The organism is Gemmobacter lutimaris, from assembly GCF_003570715.1.
Lineage (GTDB): Bacteria > Pseudomonadota > Alphaproteobacteria > Rhodobacterales > Rhodobacteraceae > Gemmobacter > Gemmobacter lutimaris.
Genome location: NZ_QXXQ01000002.1, coordinates 328,663 through 353,867, shown reverse-complemented (window position 1 = coordinate 353,867; position 25,205 = coordinate 328,663). Strand labels below are relative to the sequence as shown.

Below are 25,205 nucleotides of genomic sequence, written 5' to 3'. Positions count from 1 at the left end.
AAGCGGCACATCGACCCCGGTTCTCTGTAAATTAGGGGATTTTCGACATTCCGGCCGGGAAACCAGAAGGCCGGATATGTCGGATAATCAAGACCATGGCAGCGCGCTGTGATCATCCGGGCTGGAAACTTCCGCTTTTGCCTCGCCACAGTAGCCATAGATGCCCGAAAGGGCACCGGCCTCTCGACAACCGCCAAGGCGCACGCGAGGCGGACTGTCATCAAAGGTTCACTGGACACAGCCATTAAATTCCTTAAATCAGGAAATATGGAAAATAATCGCGCCGCCCATGCCTTCGCAACCCTCGGCCATCCCGGCCGGCTGGCTGTCTTTCGTCTGTTGATGCGCTTTGCCCCGCAAGGCGTGCGCCCGACCGAGATTGCAGAGGCGCTTGGCCTGAAACAGAACACGCTGTCGCATCATCTGGCAGACCTCACCGCATCGGGGCTGGTCGGCGCACGGCGTGAGGGGCGGTCGCTGTTCTATTCCGTCGATCTGGACACCGCTGAAGGGTTGATCGGCTATCTCGCTCTTGATGTGGGCCGCGCCCGGCCCGACCTGCTTGCCCCCCTGCTTTCTTCCCGGAAGGACGCCACCATGCGCGACACGGATTTCAACGTGCTTTTCATCTGTTCGGGCAATTCTGCCCGCTCGATCTTTGCCGAGGCGCTGCTGCGCGATCTGGGCGAAGGCAAGTTCCACGCCTTTTCGGCCGGCACCCGCCCCAATACCCGCCTGAACCCCTTCGCGCTGGAAATCCTGAACCGCAACGGGCATGACACCTCGGACCTGCGGTCAAAACATATCACCGAGTTTCAGCAACCCGGTTCGGTGGATATGGATTTCGTCTTTACCGTTTGCGATACCGCCGCCGCCGAAGAATGCCCGCCCTGGCCCGGCCAGCCCATCACCGGCCACTGGGGATTGCCCGACCCGGTGAAAGCCACCGGCACCGATGCGGAAAAGGCGCTGGTCTTTGCCCAGACCTATGCCGCGTTGCGCCGCCGGATCACGGCTTTCGTCGCATTGCCCTTTGCCAGCCTGAACCGGATGTCGCTGCAATCCCGCGTTGACGCCATTGGCGCCACACCCGAAACGGAGGCCTGATCCCATGACCCGTATTGCCCTCAACGGCCTTGGCCGGATCGGAAAACTTGTCCTGCGCGATCTGATCGACACCGGCGCGGAGGGCGAGATCGTGTTGTTGAATGATCCTGTCGGCGATGCCGAACAGCATGCGCTGCTGATGGAGTTCGATTCCGTCCATGGCCGCTGGCGCACACCTGTCGCGGCGGCCGGGGACGCCCTTGTGCTGAACGGCCGAAACATCCGCCTGACACATGAGAAAACCATCGAGGCGTTGCCACTGGCCGAACTGGGCGTCGATGTCGTCATCGACTGCACCGGTGTCTTCAAGACAGCCGCCAAGATCGCCCCCTATTATGCGGCCGGAGTGAAGAAGGTCATTGTTTCCGCGCCGGTCAAGGACGGCGGCGCGCTGAACATCGTCTATGGGGTGAACCATCACCTTTACGACGGGTCGCAGGATCTGGTCACCGCCGCCTCCTGCACCACCAACTGCCTTGCGCCGGTGGTCAAGGTGATCCACGAAAACCTCGGCATCCGCCACGGCGCGATCACCACGATCCATGACGTGACGAATACCCAGACCATCGTGGATCGCCCCGCCAAGGACCTGCGCCGCGCCCGGTCGGCCTTGATGAACCTGATCCCCACGACGACAGGCAGCGCCACCGCCATCACGCTGATCTACCCGGAGCTGAAAGGCCGGCTGAATGGCCATGCCATCCGTGTGCCGCTGCTGAACGCCTCGCTGACCGATTGTGTGTTCGAAGTCGAACGCACGACCACGGCGGAAGAGGTCAATGCCCTTTTCGCCGCCGCGGCCGATGGGCCCCTGAAGGGCATTCTCGGGTTCGAGACACGCCCGCTGGTGTCCTGCGATTTCACCAACGATCCCCGGTCGTCGATTGTCGATGGCCCGTCCACCATGGTCATCAACGGCACGCAGGTGAAGATCTACGCCTGGTATGACAACGAATGGGGGTATGCCTGCCGGCTGGCCGACATCACGCGCATGATTGCGGGCGGGATATGAGCGGCGCGGCCTCCTATGCCAATCCCCTGCGGGCCTATGCGGCAGTGACGGCGGCTTACTGGGCCTTCATGCTATCAGACGGTGCGCTGCGGATGCTGGTGCTTCTGCACTTCAACAGCCTTGGCTTCACGCCTGTGCAACTTGCATGGCTGTTCCTGCTGTATGAAGTGGCGGGGATCGTGACCAACCTTGCCGCCGGATGGCTTGCCGCGCGCTTTGGCCTTGCGGCCACGCTCCATGGCGGGCTGGCGCTTCAGATCGGGGCGCTGGCCGCACTTGCGCAACTCGATCCGTCCTGGGGCGTTGCGGCCTCTGTCACCTTCGTCATGGCGGTGCAAGGGGTGTCGGGTGTGGCCAAGGATCTGGCCAAGATGTCCTCGAAATCCGCCGTGAAACTGCTGGCTCCGGCCGGGAATGACGGCCTGTTCCGTTGGGTCGCCGCCCTGACCGGGTCGAAAAATGCGGTCAAGGGCCTCGGCTTCTTCCTTGGCGCCGCACTGCTGGGCCTTGCCGGGTTCAAGACGGCGGTCTGGGGCATGGCGGCAGTGTTGGGCGCGATCCTGCTTGCGATTGTCCTGTTCCTGCCTGCAGGTCTGCCGGGCCGGATGAAATCGGAAGAGGCCTGGTCGGGTTGGCGGTCAAAGGATGCACGGGTCAACCGCCTGTCCCTCGCCCGGATGTTCCTGTTCGGCGCGCGCGATGTCTGGTTCGTCGTGGGTATCCCGGTCTATTTCCAGTCCGTGCTGTCCGACGGCACGGCCGAGGGTCGGCGCGAGACCTTCTTCCTGATCGGCGGCTTCCTCGCGCTCTGGATCATCGCCTATGGCGCGGTGCAGGCATTTGCCCCGCGCCTGCTGGGGGCGAAGAGCCAGCCCGAGGAGGAAACCACCCGCAAGGCGATCCTTTGGGCCGGGATGCTGGTGCCGATCCCCTTCGCTCTGGCAGCGGCGGCCTGGGTCTCGGGCGGGCCTGCCCCCTGGCTGACCATGACGCTGATCGCGGGCCTTCTGCTGTTCGGCTTTGTGTTTGCGGTCAATTCATCCGTTCATTCCTACCTGATCCTCGCCTTCGGTTCGGCGGAAAGGATCACAAGGGATGTCGGGTTCTACTATATGGCCAATGCCGCAGGGCGATTGATCGGCACGCTGCTGTCCGGCCTCAGCTATCAGTTCGGCGGCCTTCCCCTGTGCCTTGCCACCGCTGGGGCGATGGCGCTGGCCAGCTGGCTGGCGGCACGGCGGCTGGCCACCACCTGAATGAGAACGTATGTCGCCCTTCGGATCACCGCAATGAATAAAGGCCCTGCCCACATGACCCACGCCATTTCTGTGGCCGTTCTCAGCCTCGCGGCACTTCTTGCGCAGCCCGTGTTGGCGCAGGATGCGAGTCAGGACGGGCAGACATGGACCGAGCGGAAATGTGCCCTTTACCAGCAAGCCTTCGACGATGCCCTGCACGCCATAGGGCGCGATGGGATACGGAAGACCTTTCTTGCCCGGAATACCGCTTTCATCGAAGGCGGCTGCACCGACAATGCGAAGCTATGCCCGGAAACCGGCAAGGAAATCGAGCTTGCGAACCTGTTGACCGTGATGACCATGAATGAAGGCATGGCCAGCACCTTCGTGCCCTTCGGCTGTCCGAACTGAAGGCGCCGTTACAACGCCCGCCAGCCAATATCCCGGCGACAGAAACCACCCGGCCAGTCGATCGCATCGACCATGGCATAGGCGCGGGCCTGTGCCTCGGCCAGAGTCTCGCCCCTTGCGGTGACATTCAGGACACGGCCGCCGGTGGCGATCAGGGCGCCGTCACGGGCGGCGGTTCCGGCGTGGAACACCATGTTGCGGCTGTCTTCCGGCAGGGCGGCGAGGCCCCGGATCTCCGAGCCTTTTTCATAGGCGCCCGGATAGCCCTTCGCCGCCATCACCACGGTCAGCGCGTGATCCTCGGCCCAGTTCACCTGCATCTCCGCCAGCCGCTCCTCGGCGCAGGCTTGCAGCAGGTCCAGCGCCTGCGCGCCAAGCCGCATCATCAAGACCTGACACTCCGGGTCGCCGAAGCGGCAGTTGTATTCCACCAGCCGCGCCTTGCCGTCCCTGATCATCAGGCCCGCATAAAGCACACCCTGATAGGGCGTGCCGCGCCGGGCCATTTCACGGATGGTGGGCAGAACGATTTCGTCCAGCGCCGCCTGAGCGATGGCATCGGTCAGCACCGGGGCCGGGGAATAGGCGCCCATGCCGCCGGTATTGGGGCCGATGTCGCCGTCGCCCACCCGCTTGTGATCCTGCGCGGTCCCGATGGGCAGGGCGGTCTTGCCGTCGGAAAGGATGAAGAAGCTGGCTTCCTCGCCTTCCATGAATTCCTCGATCACCACCTCGGCTCCCGCATCCCCGAAGGCACCGCCGAAGATCTCGTCAATACCGGCCAGCGCCTCGGCCTCGGTCATGCCCATGATGACGCCCTTGCCCGCGGCAAGGCCATCGGCCTTCACCACGAGCGGCGCACCGACACGGCAGATGTAGTCTTTCGCGGCCTGCGCCTCGGTGAAGCGGGCGTAACCGGCGGTCGGCGCGTTGCAGGCATCACAGATTTCCTTGGTGAAGCCTTTCGAGGCTTCCAGCCGCGCCGCTTCGGCGCTGGGTCCGAAGGTCAGGATGCCCGCCGCGCGCGTCGCATCGGCCACGCCTGCCGCCAGCGGCGCCTCGGGGCCGACGATCACGAAGTCGATGGCGTTTTCCTCGCAGAAGCGCACCACGTCACGACCGTTCAGGATGTCGAGGTTGGCGCATTCGGCGATCTGTGCGACCCCGGCATTTCCCGGCGCCACGATCAGCCGGTCGCATTTCGGGTTCTGCTTGACCGCCCAGGCCAGCGCATGCTCGCGCCCGCCGCTGCCGAGGATCAGGATATTCATGCCGCCGCTCCGTCCGTCAGGGATTGCCGCCTCATAGGGGGGGCGGCGCCCGCTTGCAAGCGCGCAGCGGTCAGTCCTCGTCCGTCACGTCGCTGCCCTGCGCGATCAGGGCGCGCAACAGTGCTTCCAGCCGGGCGGCCTCGGTCGCCCCAAGGCTTTCGCGCAGCATGTGGTCGTAATCCAGCGCGCGCTGGCCAAGCCGCAGGAACACCTCACGACCGGCCGGGGTCAGCGACAGGATCTCGGCCCGCCTATCGGTCGGGCTGGGACTGCGCGCCAGATGGCCCTCGGCCTCCAGCGCCGCCACCGCCCGGCTCACCTTGGTCTTTTCGATATGCGAGATACGGCAGATGTCCCGCGCCGTCATGGCGCCGAAGCGGCCCAGATTGGCCATGACGCGCCATTGCGTGCGGGTCATACCGTAATCGGCGCGATAGACCGCATAGAAGGATTTTGACGTCGCCTCGGCCGCCTGATTGAGCAGATAGGGCAGAAAACCGTCCAGATCGAACTGCCCCTGTTCTGCTTCGGTCATCGGCCCTGTCCCCACCAGTCAGTCATTCCCGGCCAAACTGCCACAGCGACCCCGGCCTGTCACCCCGGCGCGGCTGTCGTCAGGCTGATACAGGGCGGGGATAGACCGGCAGGCATCCGATGCCAGAGGCCATGCCATGCCCGATGCCGCCCCAAGCCCCCCGCCCCGCCCCGGTGAGGCGCGGTTTTCCGATCTGCTGAAGACGACGGCGGACACCCATCTGCATCCCCGCTTGAGCATTGGAGACATGCTGGCCGCAATGCAGGACCGGGCAAGTGCTGCGTTATTGTTCATCTTTGCCTTCCCGAACATCCTGCCGACCCCGCCGGGCGTGGCGACGATCCTTGGCTTGCCGATCATCTTTCTGTCGGCGCAGATGGCGCTGGGACGGCCGCCGCATCTGCCCCGGCTGATCGCCGACAGGTCCATGGCAACCGTGCAGGCCCGGCAGCTGGTGGCGCGGGCGCTGCCGCATCTGCACCGGGCCGAAAGCCTGTTGCGCCACCGCTGGCCGCTGCTGACCGCGCCACTGGCCGAACGATTGCTGGGGGTGATCTGCCTTGCGCTGGCGATCCTGTTGTCGCTGCCGGTGCCGCTCGGCAATCTGCTGCCCTCGCTCAGCGTCTGCATCCTCGCACTGGCGATCATGGAGCGTGACGGGCTCTGGGTGCTGGCGGGCCTTGGCGCGGCGGTGGTTTCGTTCCTGTGGCTGGGACTGGTATCGTGGGGCGTGATCCGGGCGGCGGCGTTCGTCATCGGCAATGCCTTCTGATCACATGCCTTCCCAGGGCCGCCGGTCGCGGCGCCAGCGGATGAAATGCACCTCGGCCTCGGCCGCCAGCGCCGCCCAGCGGATCAGCACTTGCGGCCCCGGAAAGGCCATGACCAGCCGCGCCTCACCCTGATGCAGTTCCATGCGGGCGGCTCCCATCAGGGCATTCCATGCCGCCATCGCCTCGGCGGGCGGGGTCACGTTCCATGGCAACACCAGCCGCCAGCCGGCCTCGGTTTCCTCGGCCCGGAACTCGGGCGATTGGGGGGTGACGCGGGCATAGACCACGCCGCCCTCGGCCTCGACGCCACAAAACCCTGCGGTGGCGAAAGCCGCCAGAATCTCTGATTGCGTCATGCCACGAGCGCCTCGGCCTTCTTCAGATCGACGCTGACCAGCTGGCTGACCCCCTGTTCCTGCATCGTCACCCCGAACAGCCGGTCCATCCGCGCCATGGTCACCGCGTGGTGGGTGATGATCAGGAACCGCGTCTCTGTGCGCCGGGTCATCTCGTCCAGCAGGTCGCAGAAGCGTGTGACGTTCGCATCATCCAAAGGCGCGTCCACCTCGTCCAGCACGCAGATCGGTGCGGGATTGGCAAGGAACACCGCGAAGATCAGCGACAGCGCGGTCAGCGTCTGTTCGCCCCCCGACAGAAGGCTGAGCGTCGACAGCTTCTTGCCCGGCGGCTGGCACATGATTTCCAGCCCGGCCTCCAGCGGATCGTCGCTTTCCACCAGCACCAGACGCGCCTCACCGCCGCCGAACAGGTGATTGAACAGCGTGCCAAAAGACCCGTTGACCTGCTCGAACGCGGTCAGCAGACGTTCGCGACCTTCGCGGTTCAACCCCTGAATCCCGGCGCGCAGTTTCTTCACCGCCTCTTCAAGATCAGATTTTTCCTGCTGAAGCTGGTCATGCTCGGTCTGCACCGCCTTGGCATCTTCCTCGGCGCGCAGGTTCACCGCACCCAGCGCCTCGCGCTGGCGTTTCAGCCGGTTCACATCGGCCTCCAGCACCTCGGCGGCGGGCATGGCATCGGGGTCGGCCTTCAGCCGGTCGAGCAATTGCCCCGGCGCAAGTTCCATCTCATCGCGGATGCGTTCCGCCGCATGGGCCACGGTTTCGCGGGCCGCATCGGCGCGGGCATCGGCACGGGCGCGCGCCTCGCGGGCCTCACCCGCCAGCCTTTCCCCGTCACGTTCGGCGATCTGCGCCTCGCGCAGCTTGCTCTCGGCTTCGGCCAGCGCATCGGAGGCCTTGCGGCGACGAGCCTCGGCGGCGTCAATCGCTTCGCCCAACTCCTCGCGCTTGATGGCGATTTCCTCAGGCGCTGCGCTGGCCTCGACCAGCTCCTCCTCCGCCTCGGCCTTGCGTTCGGCCAGTTCGGCGCTGCGCTTTTCCGCCGTGTCCAGACGATGCCGCCAGCCCGAGATTTCCTTGGTGACCTCCTGCCGCCGCCGCACACGGGCTTCGCCCTCGCGGCGCAATTCATCCTGCGCGGAACGGCGGGACATCATGGTGATGCGCGCGGCCTCGACCGCCATGCGCAACTCCTCGACACCCGCGCGCGCGGTTTCCAGATCGTCCAGCCCGCCTGCCCCGGCCTCCGCCTCGGTCAGACGCGACCGCGTTGCCATCGCCTCGTCGTCGAAACGGGTCACCGCCAGACGCGCGGCCTCCAGCTTGCCTGCGGCAAGCGAGCGGTCCGCCTCGGCCCGCGCAAGTGCCCGGCCCGCCTCGGTCACGCGCTGATCGGCGGCACGCCGCGCCTCGCGGGCCATCTGATCGGCGCGGTTCAGATCGCCCAGGCGGGCCTGAAGCGCCTCATGCGCCTGTTTCGCGCCCTCGGCCCGCGCGGCGACCTCTTCCAGATCCCGCTTCAACTGCACCAGACGGTTGAGCTGTTGCAGGCGCAGCGCCGCGGCCGAGGGCGCATCCTCCGCCCCGGCGCGGAACCCGTCCCAGCGCCACAGATCGCCATTGAGGCTGACCAGCCGCTGACCGGGGCGCAATTGCGCCTGCAAGGCGGCGGCCTGCGCCCGGTCGGCCAGACCGATCTGCGCGATCCGGCGGCGCAACACCTCGGGCACGGTGACATGGGCCGACAGCGGCTCCACCCCCTCGGGCAGCGGTTGCGCCACGTCATAATCGGGCAGCAAGGCCCAGCCGGACCGCCCACCTTCCGCCAGTTCCGGGGCGCGCAGGTCATCGGCCAGCGCGGCGCCCAGCGCCGCCTCGTAGCCCGGCGTCACCTGCACCCGGTCGAGCAGTTGCGTCCCCGCCTGCGCCTCGCGGTCCACCAGACGGGCCAAAGCCGCGACCTCGGCGCGCAAAGCATTGGCCTCGCCCTCGGCACCAGATCGCGCGGCACGGGCTTCCGCCTCGCGGGTCTGCGTTTCGGCGCGGGCTTCCTCGGCGCTGGCCAGCGCCTCTTCCGCCGCCTCGGCCAGTGCGATGGCCTCTTCCTGCGCCTCGGCCGCGCTGTCCTGCGCCTCGGCCGCCGTTTCCAGCGCCCCGGCCGCCGTGGCCACTGCCTCCCGCGCCCGCACGGCCTCGGCCTCGGCCCGGTCCAGCGTGGCGCGGGTATCGGTCAGCAGGCGTTGCGCCGACTGGTGCCGCGCCGCCAGACGCGCCACATCCTCGGTCCGGTCCGCAAGCTGCGACTCGCGCTCCGACAGGATCGCGCCAGCCTCGCGCGCGATTTCCACCGCTTCGGCCAGCCGGTCGTCATGGCCGTCATGGGCGCGGGCCAGCGCCTCGATCTCCCATTCCAGCCGGGCGATGGTTTCGCCCGCATCGCGGTTCAGCCCGGCCTCGCGCTCCATGTCGCGGGCAAGCTGGGCGATGCGGCCATGCAGGGTTTCGATGACCTGCCGGGCGCGGGCCTCCTGATCGCCCAACGCATCGCGCTGCACGACCAGCCGCTGAAGGATGGCGCCCGCGATCGCCTCTTCCTCGCGCCGGGGCGGCAGCAGATCCTCCGCCGCCTCGCGCCGCTTCGTCGCCTCGCGCGCGGCCTTTTCAGCCGCAGCCGCGGCCAGAAGCCGCCCGCGCAGCACATCCTCCGCCTCGGCCCGCGCCAGATCGGCCTCGCGCCAGCGACGATAGAGCAGCATCCCTTCCGAGCGCCGTAATTCCTCGCCAATCTCGCGGTAGCGCGCCGCCTGCCGCGCCTGCCGCGCCAGCGTTGCAAGCTGCGCCGCAAGCTGTTCCAGCACGTCATCCACGCGGGTCAGGTTCTGTTCCGTCGCGTTCAGCCGCAATTCGGCCTCGTGCCGCCGCTGGTAAAGGCCGGAAATCCCCGCCGCTTCTTCCAGAATGCGCCGCCGCGCCTTGGGTTTGGCGTTGATCAGTTCCGAAATCTGCCCCTGCCGCACCAGCGCCGGGCTTTGCGCCCCGGTCGAGGCATCGGCGAACAGCATCTGGATGTCGCGCGCCCGAACATCCTTGCCATTGGCCTTGTAGGCCGAACCCGCGTCCTTGGTGATGCGGCGCACGATTTCCAGCGCATCGGCATCGTTGAACCCCGAGGGTGCCAGCCTTTCGCTGTTGTCCAGCACCAGCGACACTTCTGCGAAATGGCGTGCCGGGCGGGTGGCGGCACCGGCGAAAATCACATCCTCCATCCCGCCGCCGCGCATGGCAGTGGGCCGGTTTTCGCCCATCACCCAACGCAGCGCCTCCAGCAGGTTCGACTTGCCGCAGCCGTTCGGCCCCACGACGCCAGTCAGGCCATCGTGAATCACAAGTTCCGTCGGATCGACGAAACTTTTGAAGCCATTCAGTCTGAGGCGGGTGAACCGCAAGAGAATCTCCGCTTTGGGGGTGGTATCCTCGGGTCTGATATGGAGGCTGTCAATCGTCACCCCCGCATGTGGCGGCAAGATCAAGGGTTATCCCCAATATCTTGCCCATTCCGCAGCGGCAAAGCGTCGCCGAAACCGGCAATTGACGTAACGCTGCGCTGCGGCGAGGATCAGGGCATGAGCCTGTCGCCCCCGATCACCGGCACCTGCCTTTGCGGTGTCACCACCTACCGGCTGGACACGCCGCCCCTGTGGACGGCGCATTGCCACTGCGCGTCCTGCCGCAAGGCGACCGGGGCGGGTTTTGCCAGCTATCTGGGCGCGGCAGAGGCGGCCCTGCACTGGTTTGGCCCTGATCGCGCCAGCCATTGCAGCAGCCCCGGCACCTTCTGGGATCGCTGCGGCGCCTGCGGCAGCCCGCTGGCCTATCGTTCCACCCGGTTTCCGGGCGAGGTGCATCTGCATGCAGCCACGCTGGACCACGCGCAGGATTTCGTGGCGGAAACCGAAGTGCATACCGACGAACACCTGCCCTGGGCCGCGCTGGCCGCGCCGCCGCCGCGCCGTCTGGCGCCCGAGGATGACATGGCGCCGGTGCTGGCGCTGATCCGCGCGGCCTTCGCCTATATGGACGGACGGATCGACCCACCCTCGTCAATGCACCGGCTGACCGAAGCGGACCTGAGCACGGAGGCCGGGGCGGGCGAGGTCTGGGTGATCGGAACACCCCCGATGGCCTGCATGGTGCTGACACCGAAGGCCGATGCGCTGTATGTCGGGAAGCTCGCCACCGCAGAGCCGGAACGCGGACGGGGTCTCGCCCGGCGCCTGATGGTCCGCGCCGAAGCCCGCGCCCGTGCACTGGGCCTGCCCGCGCTGGAATTGCAAAGCCGGGTGGAGCTGGTGGAAAACCATGCGGCTTTCACGGCGATGGGTTTCATGCAGACCGGCGCCACCGCGCATGCTGGCTATGACCGCCCGACAAGCCTGACTTTCCGCAAGCCGGTCTTGCCCCTTCCCTGAATCCACGCTTTGTCGCAGTCTCCGTCAAAACCCCGGAGGCCGCATGATCCCAGCCCTTCTCACCCTTCTTGGCGCCCAACTCGCGGGTGAAACGCTGACCCGTGCGACCGGGCTGCCGCTGCCCGGCCCGGTGCTGGGCATGTTGATCCTGATTGCCGGTTTCGCAGTGTTTCCCGGTCTGGTCGCGATCGTGCGTCCGCTGGCGCAGGGCATACTTGGCAACCTCTCGCTGCTGTTCGTTCCTGCGGGCACCGGCGTCGTGGGCCATCTGGGCACGCTGGCGGGCTATGGCCCCGCGCTGGCGGTGGTGCTGGTCGTCTCGACTGTCCTCGCCATCGGCGCCGGGGCACTGGCCTTTACCGCCGTGGCGAAACTGATGAAGATGGAGCCGGAAGCATGACCGATTTCGCCGAGATCTGGTCTTACCTCGCGCGCGGCCCGCTGTTGTGGCTGACGGCAACGCTGGTAGCCTATGCGGTGGGGGATGCCTGTTTCCGCGCGGCGGGGCGCAAGCCCTGGGCCAACCCGGTGCTGATTGCGGTCGCGTTGCTGGCGGGACTGCTGTGGCTGACCGATACGCCTTACCCCACCTATTTCGAGGGGGCGCAATTCGTGCACTTCCTGCTGGGCCCTGCCACGGTCGCGCTCGCGCTGCCGCTGTGGGACAACCTGCCCCATGTGCGCCGCGCCGCCCTGCCGCTGCTGGCAGCACTGGTCACCGGATCGGTGGTCGCGGCCGCGTCTGCCGTCGCAATTGCCCGCGCCTTCGGCATCACCGGCGAGGTTCTGGCCTCGCTGGCGCCGAAATCCGCCACCGCGCCGGTCGCGCTGGGCATATCCGAGCGGCTGGGCGGGTCACCCACGCTGACCGCCGTTCTGGTGATCCTGACCGGCATCATCGGCGCGATCTGCACCACGCCGCTTTTGAACGCGCTGGGCATCCGCGACTGGCGGGCGCGGGGCTTTGCCACCGGCGTCGCCGCGCATGGCATCGGCACCGCCCGCGCCTTTCAGGTGCATCCGGTCGCCGGGGCCTTCGCCGGTCTGGGCATGGGATTGAACGCGGTGCTGACCGCCTTCGTCGCCCCGCTGGTGCTGCGGCTGTTTCAGTAAAGCCCCGAAGTCGTTCCCAGCACATCGCGCAACGCATCGGCAATCGGATCGCTGCCCGGAGCCGGGGCCTGCGGGACGGGCTGCGCAGCAGGCTGCTGCCCCTGCGGCACGCCACCAACCTCACCCGACGACGCCGAGGCGCCAGGGCTGGGCGGCAGGCGCGGTTCCGGCACGATCATCGGCAGGGCCGTAGGCGGAATGCCCTTGTGCACCCGCGCCATGACTTCGTGCCAGATTTCGGCCGGAAGACCGCCCCCTGTCACGCCCTTCAGCGGGGTGTTGTCGTCATAGCCCATCCAGACCCCGGCGACATAATGCGCGGAAAAGCCGATGAACCACGCATCGCGCGAGGCATTGGTGGTGCCGGTCTTGCCCGCCACAGGCGTATCGCCCAACCGCGCCCGTCCGCCTGTGCCCTTCTGGATCACCTGCGTCATCATGTAGGTCAGCGACTGCGCCGCGTTCTGGCTGATCACCCTCTCGCCAATGCCACCCGCCTGGCCGATCAACTCGGCATCGTCGCCCTGCAATTTCAACTCGATCAACCCATAGGGCTGCACCGATGACCCCCCGTTGAGGATACCGGCATAGGCACCCGTCATCTCGAGCAGCGTGCTTTCCGAGGCACCCAGCGCCAGCGCAGGCCCCGCCGCCAGATCGCTTTTCACCCCGAACTGCTGTGCCACCTGACGCACCACATCGCGGCCCACCGCCTCGGACACCCGCACCGCCGGAATGTTGCGGCTTTCGGCAAGCGCCTGGGTCAGTGTGATCATGCCCTTGAACTTCTTGTCGTAGTTTTCAGGCGTCCAGGGGCCGGAGCCGGGAATGCGGATCGTGAGCGGCGTATCCTCGACATAATCCGCGGGGCTGTAACCCAGATCCAGCGCGGCGGCATAAACGAAGGGCTTGAACACCGATCCGGTCTGGCGCAGCGCCTGCGTCGCGCGGTTGAAGCTGCCGGCAGCGGCGATCTTGCGCCCGCCCACCATGGCGCGGACCGCGCCATCCGCGCTCATCACCACGATCGCGGCCTGCGCCTTGGACCCGGCCTGAACCTTGGTATCGAAGATATATTGCAGCGCCTCCTCTGCATCGCGCTGGATCTTCTGGTCCAGCGTGGTGCGGATGATGACATCCTCGGTGGTTTCCTTGGTCAGGAAGGCGGGGCCGGATTCCATCACCCAGTCGGCAAAGAAGCCACCTGCGTTCTTTTGCGCGGCTTCCGACAGTTGTGCCGGATGGGCGCGGGCATCGTCGGCCTCGGCGCGGGTCAGATAGCCCTGCTCCTCCATCAGGCCGATGATGACATTCGCCCGATCCTGCGCACGTTTCAGGTTGTTGGTCGGCGCATAGCGCGAAGGCGCCTTCAGCAGGCCCGCCAGCATGGCCGCCTCGGCCGGGTTCACCTGATTGGCCGACTTGCCGAAGTAACGCTGCGCCGCCGCCTCGAAGCCGCGCGCGCCCGCGCCCAGATAGGCCCGGTTGAAATAGATCGTGAGGATGTCGTCCTTGGAATATTTCCACTCCATCGCCATGGAGAAGGGAATTTCCTTCACCTTCCGCCATACTCCGCCCGAGCGGCAGTCTTCTTCATACGCCGCCTCGGATTTCCATTGCTTCGGGTCGTATTCGACACCAAGGCACAGCAGTTTCGCCACCTGCTGCGTGATGGTGGAGCCGCCGTTGCCCTCCAGCGGGCCGCGCCCTTCGGCAAGGTTGATGCGGATGGCCGAGGCGATGCCGCGCGGGCTGACGCCGAAATGGTTGTAGAATCGCTTGTCCTCGGTCGCCACCACAGCGTTCTTGAGGTGTTTCGACACATTCTCGGCGGTAATCATGCCGCCAAAGGTTTCGCCGCGCCAGGCAAAGACCTTGCCGTCCCGGTCCAGCATGGTGACCGACCCGCGCGCGCGCGCGTCCACAAGGTCAGACACCTGCGGCAGGCGCTGTTCAAAGAAGAAGGTTGCCCCGAACAGGATCAGCGCCACAACGGCGGTGACGCGCCACCCGATCCCCCAGATCACCCGCCAGATCAGGCCAAGCACACCCAGGATGAACCCCATGATCAGCCCGTGCTTGCGCGCCGGAGGCTTACGGGGTGTGCGTGGCTTCTTCGGAGCTGACGGCTTTTTCGGCGGCGTCTTGCCGCCGCCCCCGCCCCCGCCATAGCGGCGATCCGCCACCAGCGTCCTGCCCTTGTTTCCCGATCCACTCATGCCCGCCACGCCTGCTCTGCTCTTGTTTTGCGGAATCTTACCCTGTCGTGCCCGGCTTGTGGAGAGCAAGCGGGCTCGATTCGGAATCCCAATTCGCATAAAATTTAATCATATATGCACATAAGTGCAAAAAATGTGCAACTTGCCCCTGTGAAGCCGTTGGGCAAAGGCGTCGTTTCTTGTGCAGTCGCAGCATTATCCGCCTTCTGAGTGCGCAAGGCCCCGTAGCGGGCCGTCTGCCAGAGAAGGGGACGCACGTGAAACTGATCATCGCAGCAATCAAGCCGTTCAAGCTTGAGGAAGTCCGCGAGGCGCTGACCACCATCGGGGTGCGCGGGATGATGGTAACCGAGATCAAGGGCTTCGGCTCGCAGTCAGGTCATACGGAAATCTATCGCGGCGCCGAATATGCCGTGAATTTCGTGCCGAAGGTGCGGCTGGAGATCGTGGTCTCCGACAGCCTTGCCGATCAGGTGGTGGAAACGATCCGCTCCACCGCCCGGACCGACAAGATCGGTGACGGCAAGATCTTCGTGCTGGATGTCGAACAGGCCGTGCGCGTGCGCACCGGCGAAACCAATGACGACGCGCTTTGAGATGCGGGTGGAAGGGGAAACCAAGACCATGAAAACTTTGACCAAACTCTCTGGCCTCGCGGGGCTTGCGGCCGTGACCGCGCTGCCCGCATGGGCGCAGGAAGCCACCGCCGAGGCCACCGAAGCCGCAGCCGAGGTCGCACAGGTGATGGACAAGGGCGACGTCGCCTGGATGATGACCTCGACCGTGCTCGTTCTGTTCATGACCCTGCCGGGCCTTGCACTGTTCTACGGCGGCCTCGTGCGCACCAAGAACATGTTGTCGGTCCTGATGCAGACCACGCTGATCGCCTGCGTCATGATGCTGGTCTGGGTGATCTACGGCTACTCCTTCGCCTTCGGCGGCGGCACCTCGGCTTTCTGGGGCGGCCTTGGCAAACTGTTCCTTGCCGGTGTGAACGCTGACAGCATGTCGGCCACCTTCACCGATGGCGTGGTGATCCCGGAATACCTGTTCATCACCTTCCAGATGACCTTCGCGGCCATCACCCCCGCCCTGATCATCGGCGCCTTCGCCGAACGCGTGAAGTTCACCGCAGTCCTGCTGTTCTGCGTGCTGTGGGGCACCTTCTGCTATTTCCCGATCGCCCATATGGTGTGGGACGGCGCGGGCCTGATCTTCAACATGGGCGCCATCGACTTCGCGGGCGGCACCGTGGTGCACATCAATGCCGGGGTCGCGGCCTTGGTCGGTTGCCTCGTGATTGGCAAGCGCGTCGGCTATGGCAAGGAAAACATGGCTCCGCACTCGATGGTGATGACCATGATCGGCGCCTCCATGCTGTGGGTCGGCTGGTTTGGCTTCAACGTCGGCTCGAACCTCGAATCGAATGCCGGTGCGACGCTCGCCATGATCAACACCTTCCTTGCCACCGCTGCGGCCGCTGTCGCATGGTCGGCGCTGGAAGGCATGCTGCGCGGCAAGGCTTCGATGCTGGGTGCGGTTTCGGGCATGGTTGCCGGTCTCGTCGCCATCACCCCGGCCTGCGGCACGGTCGGCCCGATGGGCGCCATCATTCTCGGCGTGATCGCTGCGGCCATCTGCTACTACTTCGTCACCGTGGTGAAGATCAAACTCGGCTATGACGACAGCCTTGACGTGTTCGGCATTCACGGCGTGGGCGGCATCGTCGGCGCCATCGGCACCGGCATCTTCTCGGCGGCCTCGCTGGGCGGCGTGAACGGCGATGATTACTCGATCGCGGCGCAGACCTGGGTGCAGTTCCAGTCGGTCGTCATCACCATCGTCTGGAGCGGCGTGATCTCGTTCATCCTCTACAAGCTGGTGGACATGATCGTCGGCCTGCGCGTCGATACCGACAGCGAGCGTCAGGGCCTTGACCTCACCTCGCATGGTGAAAGCGCCTATCACGGCTAAGCGTCCCAGGCGGGCCGACCTCCTCCCCGGCCCGCCATACCCAGCCCGACCTCGGGCAAAGGAAAAGGCCCGGAGCTTGCTCCGGGCCTTTCAAATTTCTTCTCAAGAAATTTGCAAAAGTTTTCAGGAAAACTTTTGCGCCACCCCCGCCGTCACAGGACAGAAGCGACGGCCCGCGCCAGCACCGGCACGGTCTTGGCGTTCAGTCCGGCGATGTTGATGCGCGAGTCGCCCACCATGTAGATACCATGCTCCTCACGCAGCCGGTTCACCTGCGCCTCGGTCAGCCCCAGCCGCGAGAACATGCCTCGATGCCGCGCCACGAAATCGAAGCGGTCGGAATTGGTGGCCTTGCGCAGTTCCTCGGCCAGTTGCTCGCGCAGGCCCAGCATGTTCAGCCGCACCTCCTCCAGCTCGGCCTTCCAGTCGGCGGTCAGCGCGACATCCTCAAGGATCACCGTCACCACCCGCGCGCCATGATCCGGCGGGAAGCTGTAGTTCTGGCGGTTCAGGAAGGCAAGATTGCCCTGCGTGATCTTCGTGGCCTCCGCGTCCTTCGACACGGCGATCAGGACGCCGGTGCGTTCGCGGTAGATACCAAAGTTCTTGCTGCACGAGGCGGCAATCAGCACCTCGGGGAAGCTTTCGGCCACCAGCCGCGTCGCGGCCGCATCGGCCTCAAGCCCGTCACCAAAGCCCTGATAGGCCAGATCGACCAGCGGCAGCGCGCCGCGCCCGGCCAGCAGTTCCACCGCCTCGGCCCATTGGTCGGCGGTCAGGTTGGCGCCGGTCGGGTTGTGGCAGCAGCCGTGCAGCAGCACCACGTCCCCCGGCTTCACCCGGCCCAGATCCTCCATCATCCCTGCGAAATCGACACCGCCGCTGGCCGCGTCGAAATAGCGGTATTCCGCCATCGGGATGCCAAGGTATTTGATGATTGACGGATGGTTCGGCCAGGTCGGCGCCGACAGCCAGACCGTCGCCTTGGGATCGGCCAGCTTCACCAGTTCCAGCGCCTGCCGGATGGCCCCCGTCCCGCCGGGCGTCGCGACCGAGGCCAGACGATCCTCCGCCACCGCACCGTCAAGGATCATGCGGCGCATCGCCATGTTATAGGCGGGCTCACCAGCCAGCGCGGTATAGGTCTTGGTCGTCTCGGCTTCCCAAAGCTTCTTCTCGGCGGCCTTGACCGCCCGCATCACCGGGGTCAGCCCGGTCGGGTCTTTGTAGACCCCGACGCCAAGGTCGATCTTGTCCGCCCGCGTGTCTTCGCGGAACATGGCGATCAGTTGCAGGATCTTGTCCTGCGGCTGCGCCTTCAATGCGTCAAACATCCCGTTCACCTTCCAGAGAAGTAGAGCCCCGTGGAAACCGGGCAGGGCTCAGCCTTTGGCGACCCGCAGGTCGTCATACATGCCCCATTCGGCCCAAGAGCCGTCATAGAGCGCCCAGTTGCGATGGCCGATGCGTTCCAGCCCCAGCGCGAGGATGGCGGCGGTGACGCCCGAGCCGCAGGTGGTGATCGCCGGTTTCGACAGATCGACCCCGGCCGCCGTGAAGGCCGCGCGCAGTCCGGCGTCGTCCTTCATGGTGCCGTCAGCGTTGAACAACTCGCCGAAGGGCAGGTTCTTCGAGCCGGGGATACGACCCGAGCGCAGACCCGGCCGCGGCTCGGCCACCTCGCCACGGAAGCGGGGCGCGGAACGGGCGTCGATGATCTCGGCTTCGCCCAGCTTGCTGGCGTGGGCGACCTGCGTCACATCCTTCACCAGCCCGGCCTGACGGCTGACGGTGATATGGCGGTCGCGCAGCACCGGCGGCATGTCCTCGATCTCGCGCCCCTCGGCCTTCCATTTCGGCAGGCCGCCGTCCAGCACCGCGACATCCGTCTTGCCCATCAGGCGGAAAGTCCACCAGACGCGCGCGGCCGAAAACAGCCCGGCGCCGTCGTAGATCACCACCTGATGCCCGTCGCCCACGCCCATGGCGCGCATACGGCTGATGAATTTCTCGACTGGCGGCGCCATATGCGGCAGGGCCGAGCGCTGGTCCGAAATCTCGTCAATGTCGAAGAAGCGCGCGCCGGGGATATGACCGGCGTCATATTCGGCTTTCGCATCGCGCCCGGCGTCGGGCATATACCAGCTTGCATCCAGCACCCGCAGATCGGGGTCTTTCAGATGCGCGGCCAGCCAGTCGGTCGAGACCAGCGTTTTCGGGTCGTCGCGGAAGGCGGAAGTCATGCGCGGCTCCTCGTCTAATCAGGACCGGCTTACCGATTGCCGCCTTCCGAGGCAAGCGCCAAGCCACCGCCCGGCGCTGCCGGGCTTACTTTGCCATCGCGCTGCGGATCGCCCCGACAATGGCCAGCAGCACCCCGCCACCCACACCGCCCGAGGCAATGCTGCCGATGATCGAGGCCAGATCGGCGCCGCCCGCCCCAGCCATGCCGCCCGCCCCCAGCATCGCCAAAAGCTGGCTGCCCAGACCGCCGCCCAGAATCCCCACGATCGAATTGCCCAGCGGACCAAGGCTGAGGTTCTTCAGCACGGCGCCCGCACCATTGCCACCCAGCGCGCCCGCGATCAGACTGATGATCAGTTCCATGAACTCGTTCCCTTACAGCCGGGCCACAGCGGCCCGATGCGGCAAGCCTGCACCTGCCACCGCCGCCTGCCAAGGGCACGCAGACGGATTCGAAGGGGGAATTTCAGCCGTGCCGCAGCAGGCGTTGCTTCTGGCGGTCCCAGTCGCGTTTGGCTTCGGTAGCGCGCTTGTCGGCCATCTTCTTGCCCTTGGCGATGCCCAGCTTCACCTTCACCAGCCCGCGTTCGTTGAAATACCATTTCAACGGCACGATGGTCATGCCTTCGCGCGCAGTGGCATTCCACAGCCGGGCCAATTCACGCCGCGACACCAGCAGCTTGCGCTTGCGGCGTTCCTCATGGCCCCAGGTCTTTGCCTCGCGGTAGGGCGCGACATAACTGTTGATCAGCCACAGCTCCCCGCCCTCGACCGAGGCATAGCTTTCGCCAAGGTTCGAACCGCCCTGACGCAGCGATTTCACCTCGGACCCAAGCAGCATGATGCCCGCCTCCAGATCGCTTTCGATGAAGTAATCGAAACGCGCCCGGCGGTTTTCGGCGATCAGCTTGGAATTGGGGTCGGATTTCTGGGCCATGATCGGGTTGAGATAGGCGAGCCGCAGCCGAAAGTCCAGATCACCCCTTCCCGCAGGCGCTGGCGCATGGCATTGCAGGCCATGCTGCTGCAACTCGCCCTCGGCTCAGCCCTGCTGATCATCTCGATCCTGATCGGTGCCTTCTCGGCACTGGTGATGGAACTGGTGCTGACGCGCTGGAACGACTGGCTGTTGCGCCCGCCGCACCGGCCGAAGCTGATGATCGCGGTGGCGGGTGTGTCGTTGTGGGTGCTGGGCACCATCACGGTGGCGGTCTGGATCTGGGCCTTCGCCTTCCGCCTGCTGCATGTGTTTCCGACTCTGGAGGAATCAGTCTATTTCGCGCTGGTGGCCTTTACAACGCTGGGCTTCGGCGACGTGCTGCCGCCGCATGAATGGCGGCTGCTGGGCGGCATGGCGGCGGCGAACGGCTTTCTGAACTTCGGCCTGATGACCGCCCTTCTGGTCGAGGCGCTGCGTCATGTGCGGCTCGGTCAGGTCGATGCGCGCCGCCGCCACTGACTAGCCGCGCAGCGCCACCCGTCCGCGCCAAAGCGTGAACACTCCCGCTGCCACCACGATGGCCGATCCCGCCAGCGTCGCCGCATCCGGGCGCTCGTGGAACACCACCATCCCCAGCACCAGCGCGAACAACAGCCGGGTATATCGGAAGGGCGTCACCACGCTGACCTCGCCGGTGCGCATCGCCACAGTCAGCGCCCAATAGGCAAAGACCCCCACGCATACTGCGCCCGCCAGTTCAGCCCATTGCAGCGCAGCCGGAACCACCGCGCCGCCCTCCCACAGCAACAAGCCCGCCCCGGTCGGCACCATGGCGGCAAAGCCATAGATCCCCAGTTGCAGGTTGCTCAGCACCTTCGGCGCCGCCCGCGTCGCCAGATCGCGCCCGGCAAAGCCCAGCAGCCCGGCCACGGCCAGCAACGAGGCCGCGCTGAACCCCTCCAGACCCGGCCGCAGGATCAGCAGAACCCCGCCCAACCCGACAAGGATCGCGGTCCAGCGCCGCCAGCCCACGCGCTCGCCAAAGATCAGTGCGGCGCCCGCCACCACCACCAGAGGGGTCGCCTGAAGGATGGCACTGGCGGTGGACAAGGGCGTCAGCGCGATGGCGAGCGTGTAGAACAGCCGCCCCGCGACCTCGAACCCTGCCTTCCACAACATGCGTGGCGCCAATACCGCCGGGTGCCACAGCGGTTGACCGGAGCGCCGCGTCAGGGCCGCGAACAACAGCATCCCGCCGCCCCCGAACAGCATCAGAACCTCGCCCACCGGCACCCCGGTCCCGGCGACACGCTTGAGCAGCATGTCCTCGATGGCAAAGCCCAGCATGGCCGCCACCATGAACAGACTGCCGCGCAGATTGTCGGTCATCCGTGTCCCCTCGCGTCGAAAAGGCCCCGCAGGTGCAGGGCCTTTATCTTGGTCCAAATATCCCGGGCGCGCGCCGCAGGCGCGGAGGCAGAGCCCCCTCTTACAACAGCCCCGCATGCTCCATCGCTGCGCGGATACGCGCCTTGGTGCCCTCAGTCAGCCCAACCAGCGGCAGACGAACCTCTTCGCTGCACAGACCCAGCAGCGAAAGACCGTATTTGGCCCCCACCAGACCCGGCTCGATGAAAATCGCCTCATGCAGAGGCATCAGACGGTCCTGATATTCCAGCGCCTTGGCATAATCACCGGCCAGCGTCGCCGCCTGGAACTCCGCGCAAAGCCGCGGTGCCACATTGGCGGTGACCGAGATGCAGCCCACGCCGCCATGGGCGTTGAAGCCCAGCGCAGTCGCATCCTCGCCCGAAAGCTGAATGAAATCGGCGCCGCAGCTCGCGCGCTGCTGGCTTACCCGCTCGATCTTGCCGGTGGCATCCTTCACACCGACGATGCGCGGCAGTTTGGCAAGCGTGCCCATCGTCTCGGGCGTCATGTCCACGACGGAACGGCCCGGAATGTTGTAGATGATGATCGGCAGGTTCGAGGCATCGTGCAGCGCGGTGAAATGCGCAATCAGGCCGGCTTGGGTCGGCTTGTTGTAGTAAGGCGTCACAACCAGCGCCGCATCGGCCCCCGCGCGTTCGGCGTGCTGGATCAGGCCGATCCCTTCGGCGGTCGCATTGGACCCGGCCCCGGCGACGACCGGAATGCGGCCCGCCACGGTTTCCACCACGATCTCGATGACCCGGCCATGTTCCTCGTGGCTCAGCGTCGGGCTCTCGCCCGTGGTCCCCACCGGAACCAGCGCGTTGGAGCCTTCGGCGATATGCCATTCGACCAGTTTCTTGAGCGTTTCCACATCCAGCTCGCCGTTCTTGAACGGCGTGACAAGGGCAGGCATGGACCCTTTGAACATGACACGCATCTCCTGAAGCTGGGGCAGACTCGCCCGGTTGAACGCCTTTCCTCTAGCCGTCCCTGCGGCAATTGCCAAGGCAAAGCGCAGCGCCCCGCCCGCCTGCGGGCGGCAAAATTCTTGCGAAGAATTTTGGGCGGCGCCGGGGCGCCGGTCGCCGCCGCTGGCGGCGAAGTGAATTGCCCCTGCCGCACGCTTGCGGCAGGTTCGGGGCATGAAGCGCCTTCTCCTTGCCGCCAGCCTCGCCCTTGCCCTGCCCGCCACCGCGGCCCCCGCCACGGCACAAACCGAAACACCCGGCGCCCTGAGGCTGGCGCTGAACGAGGCAGGGCGCCGAAACTGGCCCGAGGCCGCGCGGCTGGCCGCCGATGCCTCCCCCGTGGGCCGCGACATCATCGAATGGCAACGGTTGCGCGCAGGCGACGGCACACTGACGGAGTATGAGGACTTTCTTGCCCGCCGCCCCGACTGGCCTGGCCTGCCCTATCTGCGCGAAAAAGGTGAGGAGGCAGTGGCGCGGTCCACCACGCCCAGCCGTGTTCTGGCTTGGTTCGGCAGCCACCTGCCCGAAACCGGCACCGGAAGCCTGGCCGTCATCAGTGCATTGCGGGCCAGTGGCCGCGCACCCGAGGCTGAGGCCGAGGCCCGCCGCGCATGGACCGACCTGCCGCTGACACCCGAGGACGAGGCGGCGCTTCTGGGCCTTTACCCCGGTCTGACGACGCTGAACGCACAACGGCTGGAACGCCTGCTGTGGGACGGCCGCGCCGCCGAGGCAAAGCGGCTGTTGCCGCGCCTTTCGCCGGACTGGCGCGCTTTGGCCGAGGCCCGGCTGGCCCTGATGGCGCGCGACACTGGCGTCGATGCCCGGCTAGCCGCCCTGCCCCCGGCCATGGCGGCCCATCCGCTGATCGCCCATGCCCGCATGGACTGGCGCATCGCGCGCGATCTCTGGCCCGAGGCGACGGCGCTGATGCTCGACGCATCCGCCAAGGCCGAGACGCTGGGCCGCCCCGAGGCCTGGGGCAAGCGCCGCGCGCAGCTTGCGCGCAAGCTCCTGCGCGATGGCGATGCGAAATCCGCTTACCGGATCGCGGCGCGGCACTACCTGACCTCGGGCGGCGATTACGCGGATCTGGAGTTCCTCGCGGGCTTCATCGCGCTGCGCAAGCTGGGCGATGCGCAGACCGCGCTGGGCCACTTCCGCCATCTGGAACAGAATGTCGCCACGCCGATTTCGATGTCGCGCGCGCTTTACTGGCAGGGCCGCGCGCTGGAGGCTTTGGGCGACCCCGCAGCGAAATCCGCCTATTCCCGTGCGGCCACGATGCAGACCGCCTATTACGGGCAGCTTGCCGCCGAACGGATCGGCCAGCCGCTCGACCCGGCGCTTCTGGCGCCCTTGCAAGCACCCGACTGGCGCAACCGGACCTTCGCCCGCTCCAGCGTGCTGGAGGCGGCGCTTCTGCTGTTCAACGCGGGCGACCGGACGCTGGGCAAGCGGTTCATCCTGCATCTGGCCGAAGGTCTGGGCCCGCAGGATACCGCCAGCCTCGCCAATCTGGCGCTGACCATCCACGAGCCGCATGTCGCCGTGCTGATCGCCAAACAGGCGGCAGAGCGGGGTGTGATCCTGCCTGCCGCCTATTTCCCGATGCCTGATCTGGTGCCAGCCGAGGGGCTGGCGGTGTCGCGTGCCTTCGCGCTGGCCATCGCGCGGCGGGAAAGCGAGTTCGACCCGGCGGCGCAAAGCCCGGTGGGGGCGCGCGGGCTGATGCAGTTGATGCCGGAAACCGCCAGACGCACGGCGGCCGAGATCGGCCAACCCTATGAACTGGCGCGGCTGACCTCCGACCCGGCCTATAATGCCACGCTGGGATCGGCCTATCTGGCGAAGCTGGTCGACGAATTCGGGCCATCCATCGCGCTGGTCGCCTCGGGCTACAATGCCGGGCCGGGGCGACCGCGCCGCTGGATCACCGAATTTGGCGACCCGCGCAGCGATACGGTGGATGTGGTGGACTGGGTCGAGATGATTCCCTTCACCGAAACCCGCGCCTATGTGATGCGGGTGGCCGAATCGCTGACCATCTATCGCGCCCGCCTGCGCGGCAGCCCCGGCCCGATCCGCCTGACCGCCGAATTGAAAGGCTGAGGCACTATAGCAGGCGGCGCAGACGCGGGCCGACTTCGGCAAAGCCCTCGCGGCGGTAGAAATCGAAGCTGCGCTGCCATTCCGGCAGCGCGGGCGCCCCGACCTCGATCCGGCGCCAGCCCCGGGCTTGTCCTTGCGCCACGGCCCAGCCGATCAGCCGCGCGGCCACCCCCTGCGAACGATACCCGGGCAGGACATAAAGCTCGGTGATCTCGCCGAAACGGCCGCCGGCATAGATGGCGGCGCAATCATCCAGCAGGATCAGGCCGGCAACCTGCCCCGCCACCAGCGCCTTGGCGCCGCCGATACGGCCCGAGCCGAGCAGATCCGCCGCCGCCTCCCGGTAGGGACTGGTCGGGATATCGGGGTCGCCGGAAAGCTCGACGATCAGCCGGTGCACGAAATCTGCTGCGAGGCGGGCATCTTCGGGGCCAAGAGCAAGCAGCGTGAGGGGATGGGTAGGCATGGTCTCAACTCCATAATTTGATCAAATTATGGACCGCCTCCGCCGCGATGCAAGCCCCTTAACCGCCCTCGGCCCATTCCGGCAGCGGGAACAGCCGGTCATAGCCCCAGTTGAACGCCCAAGCGTAGACCATGTAGAACAGAGCAAAGCCCAGATCGAGCAGCAGCGCCTCGGTCAGGCTCACGTCCAGCCACCAGGCAATGAAGGGCGCCAGCACCACAAGAAGGCCCAGTTCGAACAGAACCGCATGCAGGATGCGCAGACCCGGACCCTTGCGGGTATCGCCGCGCCGGTGATGCAGGATCAGATCGAACCCCCAGTTGTAGGCCCATGTCCAGATCACGGCCAGCGTGGCGCTGCCCGCCGTCACCACACCCACATGCGCGGCGGGCATGTCCAGCAACCATATGGCCAGCGGTGTCACCAGCAGCAGCCCGAGGATTTCGAAACTCAGCGCATGGCGCAGGCGATCACGGAAGTTGCGCATCTTGCGGCCCTTTCCTTTCGGGCGGGCCGTCCCGCGTTGGATGCAGTCGAAGGGTCGTCCCTTCCCG

25 protein-coding genes and 1 pseudogene are annotated in these 25,205 nt (G+C 66.3%); 13 read left to right on the top strand and 13 right to left on the bottom strand.

The features are described from left to right. Positions 1–267: 267 nt before the first annotated feature. The 4 genes from D2N39_RS04875 to D2N39_RS04860 are packed head-to-tail and all read left to right on the top strand — an operon-like array spanning position 268 to position 3,768. On the top strand, positions 268–1,107 hold the full coding sequence (locus tag D2N39_RS04875) for a metalloregulator ArsR/SmtB family transcription factor (protein WP_119133646.1): 840 nt from the start codon (positions 268–270) through the stop codon (positions 1,105–1,107). A 4-nt stretch (positions 1,108–1,111) separates the two neighbouring features. Continuing rightward, a complete protein-coding gene (locus D2N39_RS04870; RefSeq protein ID WP_119133645.1) occupies positions 1,112–2,119 on the top strand; it encodes an ArsJ-associated glyceraldehyde-3-phosphate dehydrogenase in 1,008 nt (335 codons plus the stop codon). Further along, a complete protein-coding gene (arsJ, locus tag D2N39_RS04865) occupies positions 2,116–3,375 on the top strand; it encodes an organoarsenical effux MFS transporter ArsJ (RefSeq protein ID WP_119133644.1) in 1,260 nt (419 codons plus the stop codon). The genes D2N39_RS04870 and arsJ overlap by 4 nt, the downstream gene beginning before the upstream one ends. A gap of 54 nt (positions 3,376–3,429) precedes the next feature. Next, positions 3,430–3,768, top strand: coding sequence for a hypothetical protein (locus tag D2N39_RS04860; RefSeq protein WP_119133643.1), 339 nt, complete (start codon positions 3,430–3,432; stop codon positions 3,766–3,768). Positions 3,769–3,776: 8 nt separating this feature from the next. On the opposite strand, the gene purD is transcribed toward D2N39_RS04860, so the two are convergent. Both purD and D2N39_RS04850 read right to left on the bottom strand, forming a co-directional pair. Beyond that, positions 3,777–5,039 carry a phosphoribosylamine--glycine ligase gene (purD, locus tag D2N39_RS04855; RefSeq protein ID WP_119133642.1) on the bottom strand — a complete coding sequence of 421 codons (1,263 nt, stop codon included), beginning with the start codon at positions 5,037–5,039 and terminating at the stop codon, positions 3,777–3,779. Between the two features lie 70 nt (positions 5,040–5,109). Next, on the bottom strand, positions 5,110–5,574 hold the full coding sequence (locus D2N39_RS04850; protein WP_119133641.1) for a MarR family winged helix-turn-helix transcriptional regulator: 465 nt from the start codon (positions 5,572–5,574) through the stop codon (positions 5,110–5,112). A 136-nt stretch (positions 5,575–5,710) separates the two neighbouring features. Here D2N39_RS04850 and D2N39_RS04845 point away from each other — a divergent pair, with 136 nt between their 5' ends. Next, a complete protein-coding gene (locus tag D2N39_RS04845) occupies positions 5,711–6,346 on the top strand; it encodes an exopolysaccharide biosynthesis protein (protein WP_119133640.1) in 636 nt (211 codons plus the stop codon). Here D2N39_RS04845 and D2N39_RS04840 read toward each other — a convergent pair whose 3' ends face one another. Both D2N39_RS04840 and smc read right to left on the bottom strand, forming a co-directional pair. Next, a complete protein-coding gene (locus tag D2N39_RS04840; RefSeq protein ID WP_119133639.1) occupies positions 6,347–6,703 on the bottom strand; it encodes a hypothetical protein in 357 nt (118 codons plus the stop codon). After that, positions 6,700–10,155 (bottom strand): chromosome segregation protein SMC, encoded by a 3,456-nt coding sequence (gene smc, locus D2N39_RS04835; protein WP_119133638.1) that lies wholly within the window; start codon positions 10,153–10,155, stop codon positions 6,700–6,702. Before smc ends, D2N39_RS04840 begins: the two co-directional genes overlap by 4 nt. Before the next feature lie 39 nt (positions 10,156–10,194). Here smc and D2N39_RS23275 point away from each other — a divergent pair. From D2N39_RS23275 to D2N39_RS04820, 4 genes and pseudogenes are all read left to right on the top strand, one after another. Further along, a pseudogene (locus tag D2N39_RS23275) lies at positions 10,195–10,662 on the top strand (GFA family protein); the annotation flags it as partial. Positions 10,663–10,740: 78 nt separating this feature from the next. After that, entirely contained in the window at positions 10,741–11,178 is a 438-nt protein-coding gene (locus tag D2N39_RS23270; RefSeq protein WP_233557069.1) for a GNAT family N-acetyltransferase, read from the top strand. A 43-nt stretch (positions 11,179–11,221) separates the two neighbouring features. Next, positions 11,222–11,578 (top strand): CidA/LrgA family protein, encoded by a 357-nt coding sequence (locus tag D2N39_RS04825; RefSeq protein WP_119133636.1) that lies wholly within the window; start codon positions 11,222–11,224, stop codon positions 11,576–11,578. Further along, positions 11,575–12,291, top strand: a complete 717-nt coding sequence (locus D2N39_RS04820) for an LrgB family protein (protein ID WP_119133635.1) — start codon at positions 11,575–11,577, stop codon at positions 12,289–12,291. Before D2N39_RS04825 ends, D2N39_RS04820 begins: the two co-directional genes overlap by 4 nt. On the opposite strand, the gene D2N39_RS04815 is transcribed toward D2N39_RS04820, so the two are convergent. Beyond that, positions 12,285–14,510, bottom strand: a complete 2,226-nt coding sequence (locus D2N39_RS04815) for a transglycosylase domain-containing protein (protein ID WP_119133634.1) — start codon at positions 14,508–14,510, stop codon at positions 12,285–12,287. The two genes, D2N39_RS04820 and D2N39_RS04815, sit on opposite strands and share 7 nt — an antisense overlap. A gap of 257 nt (positions 14,511–14,767) precedes the next feature. Here D2N39_RS04815 and D2N39_RS04810 point away from each other — a divergent pair, with 257 nt between their 5' ends. Further along, positions 14,768–15,106, top strand: coding sequence for a P-II family nitrogen regulator (locus D2N39_RS04810; RefSeq protein ID WP_054302595.1), 339 nt, complete (start codon positions 14,768–14,770; stop codon positions 15,104–15,106). A gap of 28 nt (positions 15,107–15,134) precedes the next feature. Next, entirely contained in the window at positions 15,135–16,484 is a 1,350-nt protein-coding gene (locus D2N39_RS04805; RefSeq protein ID WP_119133957.1) for an ammonium transporter, read from the top strand. Between the two features lie 152 nt (positions 16,485–16,636). Here D2N39_RS04805 and D2N39_RS04800 read toward each other — a convergent pair whose 3' ends face one another. The 4 genes from D2N39_RS04800 to smpB form a co-directional block, all read right to left on the bottom strand. Then, positions 16,637–17,818: an amino acid aminotransferase gene (locus D2N39_RS04800; protein ID WP_119133633.1), complete on the bottom strand. Its 1,182-nt coding sequence runs from the start codon at positions 17,816–17,818 to the stop codon at positions 16,637–16,639. A gap of 48 nt (positions 17,819–17,866) precedes the next feature. Next, positions 17,867–18,727 (bottom strand): 3-mercaptopyruvate sulfurtransferase, encoded by an 861-nt coding sequence (sseA, locus tag D2N39_RS04795; RefSeq protein ID WP_119133632.1) that lies wholly within the window; start codon positions 18,725–18,727, stop codon positions 17,867–17,869. Between the two features lie 85 nt (positions 18,728–18,812). Then, entirely contained in the window at positions 18,813–19,091 is a 279-nt protein-coding gene (locus tag D2N39_RS04790; protein ID WP_119133631.1) for a hypothetical protein, read from the bottom strand. 103 nt (positions 19,092–19,194) lie between these two features. Beyond that, entirely contained in the window at positions 19,195–19,665 is a 471-nt protein-coding gene (gene smpB, locus D2N39_RS04785; RefSeq protein WP_119133956.1) for an SsrA-binding protein SmpB, read from the bottom strand. A 66-nt stretch (positions 19,666–19,731) separates the two neighbouring features. On the opposite strand from smpB, the gene D2N39_RS04780 reads away from it, so the two are divergent. Continuing rightward, positions 19,732–20,187: an ion channel gene (locus D2N39_RS04780; protein ID WP_233557053.1), complete on the top strand. Its 456-nt coding sequence runs from the start codon at positions 19,732–19,734 to the stop codon at positions 20,185–20,187. Here the strand turns inward: D2N39_RS04780 and D2N39_RS04775 are convergent, their stop codons facing one another. Next, complete coding sequence (locus tag D2N39_RS04775; RefSeq protein WP_119133629.1) at positions 20,188–21,057, bottom strand: DMT family transporter; 870 nt, start codon at positions 21,055–21,057, stop codon at positions 20,188–20,190. Between the two features lie 100 nt (positions 21,058–21,157). Beyond that, the gene (gene dapA, locus D2N39_RS04770; protein WP_119133955.1) at positions 21,158–22,030 is read right to left on the bottom strand and encodes a 4-hydroxy-tetrahydrodipicolinate synthase; all 873 of its coding nucleotides are present in this window, start codon (positions 22,028–22,030) and stop codon (positions 21,158–21,160) included. A 214-nt stretch (positions 22,031–22,244) separates the two neighbouring features. On the opposite strand from dapA, the gene D2N39_RS04765 reads away from it, so the two are divergent. Beyond that, positions 22,245–24,185 carry a lytic transglycosylase domain-containing protein gene (locus D2N39_RS04765; RefSeq protein WP_119133628.1) on the top strand — a complete coding sequence of 647 codons (1,941 nt, stop codon included), beginning with the start codon at positions 22,245–22,247 and terminating at the stop codon, positions 24,183–24,185. 4 nt (positions 24,186–24,189) lie between these two features. Here D2N39_RS04765 and D2N39_RS04760 read toward each other — a convergent pair whose 3' ends face one another. Both D2N39_RS04760 and D2N39_RS04755 read right to left on the bottom strand, forming a co-directional pair. Beyond that, positions 24,190–24,651 carry a GNAT family N-acetyltransferase gene (locus D2N39_RS04760; RefSeq protein ID WP_119133627.1) on the bottom strand — a complete coding sequence of 154 codons (462 nt, stop codon included), beginning with the start codon at positions 24,649–24,651 and terminating at the stop codon, positions 24,190–24,192. A gap of 58 nt (positions 24,652–24,709) precedes the next feature. Further along, complete coding sequence (locus tag D2N39_RS04755) at positions 24,710–25,138, bottom strand: PACE efflux transporter (protein ID WP_119133626.1); 429 nt, start codon at positions 25,136–25,138, stop codon at positions 24,710–24,712. Positions 25,139–25,205: the final 67 nt, after the last annotated feature.